At 36.4% G+C, this 7,557-nt stretch carries 7 protein-coding genes and 3 pseudogenes; 2 read left to right on the top strand and 8 right to left on the bottom strand.

What is annotated here, in order from left to right; all coding sequences use genetic code 11:
- The coding region (locus WGMM_RS06710; RefSeq protein WP_240991889.1) for a hypothetical protein at positions 1 to 188 on the top strand (188 nt) is incomplete at its 5' end.
- Between the two features lie 289 nt (positions 189 to 477).
- Here the strand turns inward: WGMM_RS06710 and folD are convergent.
- The 5 genes and pseudogenes from folD to WGMM_RS03105 all read right to left on the bottom strand — a co-directional run bounded on the left by folD (position 478) and on the right by WGMM_RS03105 (position 4,736).
- Positions 478 to 1,356, bottom strand: a complete 879-nt coding sequence (folD, locus tag WGMM_RS03085; RefSeq protein ID WP_038249913.1) for a bifunctional methylenetetrahydrofolate dehydrogenase/methenyltetrahydrofolate cyclohydrolase FolD — start codon at positions 1,354 to 1,356, stop codon at positions 478 to 480.
- Positions 1,340 to 1,915, bottom strand: a complete 576-nt coding sequence (locus tag WGMM_RS03090) for a UbiX family flavin prenyltransferase (RefSeq protein WP_038249916.1) — start codon at positions 1,913 to 1,915, stop codon at positions 1,340 to 1,342. The genes folD and WGMM_RS03090 overlap by 17 nt, the downstream gene beginning before the upstream one ends.
- The gene (locus WGMM_RS03095; RefSeq protein WP_038249921.1) at positions 1,908 to 2,174 is read right to left on the bottom strand and encodes a DUF2312 domain-containing protein; all 267 of its coding nucleotides are present in this window, start codon (positions 2,172 to 2,174) and stop codon (positions 1,908 to 1,910) included. The genes WGMM_RS03090 and WGMM_RS03095 overlap by 8 nt, the downstream gene beginning before the upstream one ends.
- Before the next feature lie 13 nt (positions 2,175 to 2,187).
- Positions 2,188 to 3,470 (bottom strand): annotated as a pseudogene (locus tag WGMM_RS03100) (HlyC/CorC family transporter).
- An 87-nt stretch (positions 3,471 to 3,557) separates the two neighbouring features.
- On the bottom strand, positions 3,558 to 4,736 hold the full coding sequence (locus WGMM_RS03105; protein ID WP_038249924.1) for an aspartate aminotransferase family protein: 1,179 nt from the start codon (positions 4,734 to 4,736) through the stop codon (positions 3,558 to 3,560).
- 275 nt (positions 4,737 to 5,011) lie between these two features.
- On the opposite strand from WGMM_RS03105, the gene WGMM_RS03110 reads away from it, so the two are divergent.
- A complete protein-coding gene (locus WGMM_RS03110; RefSeq protein WP_038249926.1) occupies positions 5,012 to 6,184 on the top strand; it encodes an NADH-quinone oxidoreductase subunit D in 1,173 nt (390 codons plus the stop codon).
- A gap of 27 nt (positions 6,185 to 6,211) precedes the next feature.
- Here the strand turns inward: WGMM_RS03110 and WGMM_RS06715 are convergent, their stop codons facing one another.
- The 3 genes and pseudogenes from WGMM_RS06715 to WGMM_RS03120 form a co-directional block, all read right to left on the bottom strand.
- Entirely contained in the window at positions 6,212 to 6,355 is a 144-nt protein-coding gene (locus tag WGMM_RS06715; protein WP_240991890.1) for a hypothetical protein, read from the bottom strand.
- Positions 6,356 to 6,890: 535 nt separating this feature from the next.
- A pseudogene (locus WGMM_RS05750) lies at positions 6,891 to 7,139 on the bottom strand (IS256 family transposase); the annotation flags it as partial.
- Positions 7,140 to 7,218: 79 nt separating this feature from the next.
- Positions 7,219 to 7,557 (bottom strand): annotated as a pseudogene (locus tag WGMM_RS03120) (IS4 family transposase); the annotation flags it as partial.

Consider the following 7,557-nt stretch of genomic DNA (forward strand, 5'->3'; position numbering starts at 1 on the left):
TAATCCGAACAGACCGTAATATCCTACTGGCCTGCTATAGCCATAAACACATATCTTATCGCATTCGGACTATTATAAGAAAGGCTATAAATTCACAAAATGAAGACTATTATTTTTATTACAGGTGTATCTACGGTTGGAAAATCAAGTTTGGCTCATATATTAGGTTCAAAGCTTTTTATGCCTAGAAACTTTGCAATTCCACTAACTATAGCTAACCCAAGAAAGGTTTCCCTACGTCATACCGCCGCGGTATCTCAGCATAGATTCCGCTAACGAGTGGCGGAATGACGAATTTGTTGTTTTTCAAATTGTAGGTAAACCTAAGCCACTTTAGCTATACTTGTAGAGAAAAAAGAATAGATGATGATCCTAAATATTTAATAAATTTGACTACTGAGGAATTTCAAAAATCTCAAATTTTTATTAATTGTGATATGGTACATTCTATCTTCATATAGCTTTCCTCTTCATACCTCAACTAATGAAATCAGAAGCATCAACTCCCTTTTGCAAGCAAGCAGCAATAACAGTGTTCATCATTAGAAATGCAATGGTCATTGGGCCAACGCCCCCGGGTACTGGGGTCATAGCTTTGGCTTTCCCTTTTATTCCCTCAAAGTCGACATCACCTACAAGCTTTCCTACGTTAACGCTATTTATGCCAACATCGATCACTATTGCACCTTTCTTTATCCAGTCTGCTTGAACAAAATTTGGCTTTCCGACTGCTGCAACTACTATATCCGCTTTAGAGCAATATTCAGCTAAATCCTTGCTTTGTGAATGCAAGATGGTGACAGTGCAGTTTTCTTGCAATAGCAGGTAAAACATTGGCTTGCCCACGATATTTGACCTACCAATTACCACTGCGTTTTTACCGGAAAGGGTCTCTTCAATTGACTTAATTAAATGCAAAGAACCTTTAGGAGTGCAAGGTATAAGGCAGTTTTTTTCACCTTTAACTAATTTGCCAACGTTTTCATCATGAAAGCCATCTACATCTTTTTCAACACTTACTGTGTTAATTACTCTGCTTGCACTAATATGATTTGGTAAAGGCAATTGCACTAAAATGCCATGCACAGATGGATCTTCATTTAATTCATTGATTTTTTCAATTAATTCATCTTCTGAAATATTATCAGGCAAAACAATGGTCTCAGAACTTATGCCTATTGATTCTGCTTTTTTCTGTTTGTTGCAAACATAAACCTGACTTGCTGGATTGCTTCCCACGAGAATTACTTTCAGGCAAGGAAAAATGTTATACTCTCTCTTTAAAATATCAATTTTTTGTGATAGCCTCTCGCATAGGTCGTTTGCTATTTTTTTACCATCAATAATAATTGTCACTTCCTTGCCACTCCTTAAAGTCGGGTAATTTGATATCAAATAAATCCAATACTTTGCCAACAGAATGATTAATAATATCATCCAACGATTTCGGTTTAATATAAAAAGCAGGCACTGGTGGAGCAATAATTGCTCCCATCTCCGTTAATTTTAACATATTTTGTAAATGCCCAAGATGCAGTGGTGACTCTCGCACCATAAGAACTAACTTTCTTCTTTCTTTTAGCGTTACATCTGCAGTCCTTGTCAATAGATTGGAAGTAACACCTGATGCGATTTCAGACATTGTCTTCATAGAGCATGGTGCTACAATCATCCCTGAGGTTTTAAATGAGCCGCTTGCTATTTTTTCTCCAATCTTTTCTTCAGAATAGTAAAAATCTGCAAGCGATGTAATATCTTCAAGTTTTTCTTTAATCTCGTGAGCTAAAGTTATTTTCCCAGCACGACTTATCACTAAATGAGTTTCATAATCGACGTCTTTCAACGCTTCTAAAATACGCACACCGTAAATAGAACCAGATGCTCCACTTATTCCAATTACAATTCTGCTATTCACTTAACTCTTCTTCGTAGCTCATTTCCAATGCACGTTTATAGGTATCAAGCAATATTTCTTGTTCCTCTCTGTCATCATCATCCATCTTCCTCAGCCTAATAATTTGTTTCATCACTTTTATATCCCAACCTTCATCTGCGGCTTTTGCATATACATCACGAATGTGATCTTGCACATCCCTCTTTTCTTGTTCAAGTTTTTCGATTCTCTCTATGTAACCCTTCAACTCTTCAGCCGTTATTTTTACTGTATCTTCCATGAAACTCCACTAATTAATTGCTGCCACTAATATTACCAGTTTTTACTTGCACCTCAACAACAGTAATAATATTTTTATCTTTTTTAAAATCTTAAAGCGAAAACCATACATGGAAAACTCCTCGCCTTCGTCAGGAATGCGCTCTATTTCATTTACAATCATACCTGCTAGAGTTGTAGCTTCTTCATCAGGGAGATTCCAGTATAACTGCCTGTTAATGTCCCTAATAGTAGATTTTCCTTCTATGTAATACATATTATCAGATATTTTCTTTATAAAATTCTCCGTAATCAAATCATGTTCATCCGAAATTTCTCCAACTATTTCTTCCAGTATATCCTCAAGAGTTACAATTCCCTGCAGTGCTCCATACTCATCAATAACAAATGCAAGGTGTTTCCTGTTCTTACGGAAGTTGTGAAGTTGCACGCTGAGCGGTGTACTTTCTGGTATGAACCAAGGCCTTGACATAACTTGGGTAATGTCAACTTCTTCCGCTTTATTATTCTTTTCACGCAAAGCATTTATTAGAGCTTTCACGTGAATTACACCTACAATGTTATCTGGTTCTTTCTGCCATAAAGGTACTCTACTGTGACTGCTGGTTAAAATCTCTCTTATTAACTCTTCTTTATTCCGATCTATATCAAGAGAAAATAGGTTTCTTCTATGGGTCATAATTTGTGATATCTCTGTCTCAGCCAAATCAAGTATGCTGCTTAGCATATCTAAATCCTGTTGCAACATAGTTCCTTCACTGCGGTGAAGAGTAATCATATTACGCATTACGTCCGCTGCAGATATCACTTCCTTATCTTTGTGCAGCCCACATAATTTTAGGATGAGGTTAACAATAAATTGAATACCTAGTGTCAATGGAGAAAAAATCTTTACAAAAAACAATACAAAATAAGCAGAAAATGATGCAAATTTTTCAGGATTTTGAATAGCATAAGTTTTTGGTAGAACTTCGCAGAACAATAAAATACAAAATGTCATTATAATTGTTGATAGGAGAATGCCCTCATTTCCAAAAAGATTGATAAATATTGCTGTAAATAAAGCAGAGCAAGTAATATTAATAATTGTATTGCCGAGCAATACCGTTCCTATTGTCAATTCTTTCCTATTTAATAAGCGATCTATTACCCTGGCTTTTTTGTTACCGTCTAGCTTTAGCTTATTAACTCGAGAACGGCTAATTGAGGTTAAGCCTATTTCTGCCCCTGAGAACAAAAACGATAAAACTAACAAAACAAAAATTGCTGATGATACTAAGACCAATAACCAATCCATTAAAGTACGATGTTATTGTGATAAAAATAAAATTAGTTTTACATGTTATGAAAGGCATTTGCAAGCCTGAATTTATATTGCCGAATTTTATATACCTTTAATCTTAAAAAACAAATCATAAAGCATATTACACGCTGCGTTCACATGCTCATCCTCAATGATAAGTGGTGGGGTTACCCTTACTACTTTGTTGTTTAAAACCCTAGTTATTATTAAACCTTTATCAAGAGATCGACTAATAATTTTATCAGCTACAGGAGTTGCTAGTTCTATTCCCATTAGTAACCCTTCTCCACGAACTTCTAAAATCATCTCAGGAAATTCTTTAGCTAAAAGCAACAGCTTTTCTTTTAAATCTTTACTAATTTTTTTAACATGATCAAAAAAGCCTTCTTTTAGCATTATATCGAGCACTGCATTACCAACAGTCATGGCAAGTGGATTGCCACCATAGGTTGATCCATGAGTTCCTGGAGTGATTGCTTCTGCTATATAATCTTTCACTAAACATGCAGCTAAAGGAAAACCGTTACCCATAGCTTTTGCACAGGTTAGCATATCAGGTTCAATGCCGACATTTTGATAATGAAATAAAGAACCGATGCGTCCATATCCGCACTGCACTTCATCAAAGCACAAAATTATTCCTTGAGCTTTTGTTATTTCCCTTACTTTTTGAAGATATTCTACGTCTAGTGGATATACTCCACCTTCGCTTTGTATGGGCTCTAAAAATACAGCAGCTATTTCATTGTTGATTTTTTCTTCTAATGCTTTAATGTCATTTCTTGGCACTTTATCAAAACCAGAAAGGAGCGGAGCAAAACCTTCGCGTGATTTTTCATTGCCTCCAGCAGAAATTGCAGCAATACTGCGGCCATGAAAGCCTCCTTCAATTGTAATAATACGATTACGTTTTGCTTGCCCTTTTGAATAAAAGTAACGACGAATAAACTTAATTGCAGCTTCTGTTGCTTCAAGCCCACTTGAGCAGAAAAAAACTTTATCTGCAAAAGTAAGGGTTGTTAAACGCTCGGCAAGCCTTTCTTGCTCGGGAATAGTGAAAATGTTAGAGCAGTGCCATAATGAGCTCGATTGCTCTTTCAGCTTATCTGTAATGTATGGATGACAATGCCCTAAAGAAGTTGTAGAAATACCTGCAGCAAAATCTAAATATTTTTTACCATCTTTATCAAAAAGATATGCCCCTTCTCCCCTGACTATAGGAGTGTCAAGTCTATTATACGCATTAACAACATGATCCATTTTATAAGTATTGTGGTATTAGCCATACTATACCTGAAATGAATCCATTAACACAAAGCTTTTCCTTTAACCTCTTATGCTACTTCAACTAAAAATTTGGCTAATGCAAACCTTTTTTGTCATTCTATAGCTAAAGTGACTTGGTTTTACCAACACTTATTAGCCATTGTAAAAGTTTTTGTTTCTATTGAATGATAGTTGTAGCCTATGCAAGAAGTTTATTGACTTTGAGCGCACTTTAGCCTATACAATTTTAATATCTTAAACTACTGGACATGCCCGATCTAAAGACAATGATGTTAAATTTTGGACCTCAGCACCCAGCTGCACATGGAGTGTTGCGTCTTGTTTTAGAGATGGATGGTGAAGTGATCGAGAGGGCAGATCCCCATATTGGGCTTTTGCACCGCGGTACTGAAAAATTAATAGAACACAAAACGTATCTTCAAGCTTTGCCTTATTTTGATCGCCTTGATTACGTATCACCAATGTCACAAGAGCATGCATATTCACTTTGTGTGGAGAAATTGTTGCAATGTGAAGTGCCAATTAGGGCAAAGTATTTACGTGTTTTGTTTTGTGAACTGACGAGAATACTAAATCATTTACTGAACGTTTCTTCTCAAGCACTTGATGTTGGAGCAATGACCCCTCTTTTATGGATCTTTGAAGAAAGAGAAAAAATACTGGAATTTTACGAAAGAGCTTCAGGTGCAAGGTTTCACGCAGCTTACATCAGGCCAGGTGGAATTGCAGCAGATGTTCCAGAAGATTTGATTGAGGATATTGCAAAGTTTATAGAGCAATTTCCAAAATATATAGACGATGTTGATGAACTTTTAACAGAAAATAGGATATGGAAGCAACGCACTGTAGGAATTAGTGAAATATCAATTAAACAGGCACTTGATTGGGGCTTTAGTGGCCCAATGTTGCGCGCTGCTGGGCTTGCTTGGGATTTGCGAAAAAGCCAGCCATATGAGATATATGATCAACTAGATTTTGATATACCGATCGGCCAAAATGGCGACTGTTATGACCGTTATCTAGTTAGAATGGCAGAGATTAGGCAATCTATCAGTTTGGTGAAGCAGTGCATGGAGAAAATGCCTGAAGGGCAAATAAAAACTGAAGATAGAAAAATTTCTCCACCGTCAAGAGCAGAGATGAAAAAATCTATGGAAGCTCTGATTCACCATTTTAAGCTCTATTCAGAAGGATATCACGTACCAGAAGGTGAGGCTTACGCAGTTGTTGAGGCACCAAAAGGTGAGTTTGGAGTGTATATAGTTTCAGATGGTACCAATAGACCTTATAGGTGCCGAATAAGAGCACCTGGCTTTGCGCATTTACAAGCCTTAGACTTTATGGCAAAAGGACACATGCTTGCTGACGTTGCAGCAATTATTGGCTCACTCGATATAGTTTTTGGTGAGATTGATAGGTAATCATTGGTACCCGTTCAGGCAATGGCGTCATGCAGGTAGCTGACACATAACTGTACGAACATTTGTTTGCAAAGGCAGTATGTTAAGTGTTATAGCCGATTTTGCCTCAAACACAAAGGCAGTGCCTTGACTACTTGGATCCAGAAAAATTGATTGTGTACTATACAACATTTTTGATCAAAAGCGTAACCGTTCACTGTTAGACTGCATTCTGTGATTTTTAGCAAAACATGATCTTTCATTTGAGCTTCCTTCAATTTAAAATAAATACAGAAAATTGCTGCCTATAGCTAAACTGACTTAGATTTATCAACAATCGTCATCCCGCTACTTGTTAGCGGCTAAGAGATACCGCGGCGGCATAGCTATCTTCAAAAATATGGTTGAATAATTGTGTGTATAATTATTAATATTTTAAAACACTTTGGCTATGGCTTTATCTAAGTTTCTCGACCCTAAGCTGGATTTAACCTTCAAAAAAATATGTAGGGTCAAGAACTGGCGCGCCTACTTTAGGGTTTGGTGGCTGATCCATTGTTTTCACAATAGGCCTCAATCCAAATTCCCATGTTAACGTTTCCAGCTCCCGCCTCGTCAAATGCAGCATCCGCACTACGCTTTCCTAGCAGATTCTTTACCATCCATTAGTTGAGTGTATCTGTTCAGCAGAATGGCAAAATAGGTAGACAAGATAAAACAAAAAATCAAGAAGAAGTGAGTGTGCACTTGTCCATAAAGTCTTTCCATTTCTTCGATTATTCTCTTCACTTTCAGCTAATAAGTGATTTTCTATTTCACCTTCCAAACTTGCCTCCAGCAGCTTTTTTATAAATGGTGTAAATGCTCCATCCCTTCCTGTCAACGGCCTTCCTTCTCGTATAGACGACAGGATATTTGTTTCTAATTCTTTATAATCTGCCAATCCGGTAATTCTGTTTACTATTTTTTGACTCATTGTCAAACCTCCATTTTTTTATTTCAATTTATTACTTTTTTTTCGGTTTGACAAACTTTTTTGAACCATACGTGTCAAGTTAAGAGATTGTGAGCAAATTTAGAGAGGTTAAAGTGGATACTCTAGCCCTTCTACGTTTGTCTTTTAATGAAAATCGCGACCAAGTTATAATGAGTTTTTTAAGAAATGCTTTTAAACTATTAATTTTGGTTAATACTAAAAATAACTCTCTAACCCGCCTTTTTAGCTCAATAAATGCCTTTGTTAAGCTAAGTTCTGTATTCTTTTTCACTTCTGTGCAACCAACTATGCCGTGAAATATAAGAATTGCGCACAATTTAGTATATAGTTCACATAATACTCTGCATGGCTTTCCTTTTAGCTTATCAAGCCTGATATGGCTTTTATACAATTTAAA

Source organism: Wolbachia endosymbiont of Glossina morsitans morsitans (assembly GCF_000689175.1).
GTDB classification, from domain to species: Bacteria; Pseudomonadota; Alphaproteobacteria; order Rickettsiales; family Anaplasmataceae; genus Wolbachia; species Wolbachia pipientis.

Coding starts and splice junctions, on each gene's coding strand:
- WGMM_RS03095 (WP_038249921.1), bottom strand. CDS start 2,174: ATGGAAGATACAGTAAAAATAACGGCTGAAGAGTTGAAGGGTTACATA.
- WGMM_RS03105 (WP_038249924.1), bottom strand. CDS start 4,736: ATGGATCATGTTGTTAATGCGTATAATAGACTTGACACTCCTATAGTC.
- WGMM_RS03110 (WP_038249926.1), top strand. CDS start 5,012: ATGCCCGATCTAAAGACAATGATGTTAAATTTTGGACCTCAGCACCCA.
- WGMM_RS06715 (WP_240991890.1), bottom strand. CDS start 6,355: ATGTTGTATAGTACACAATCAATTTTTCTGGATCCAAGTAGTCAAGGC.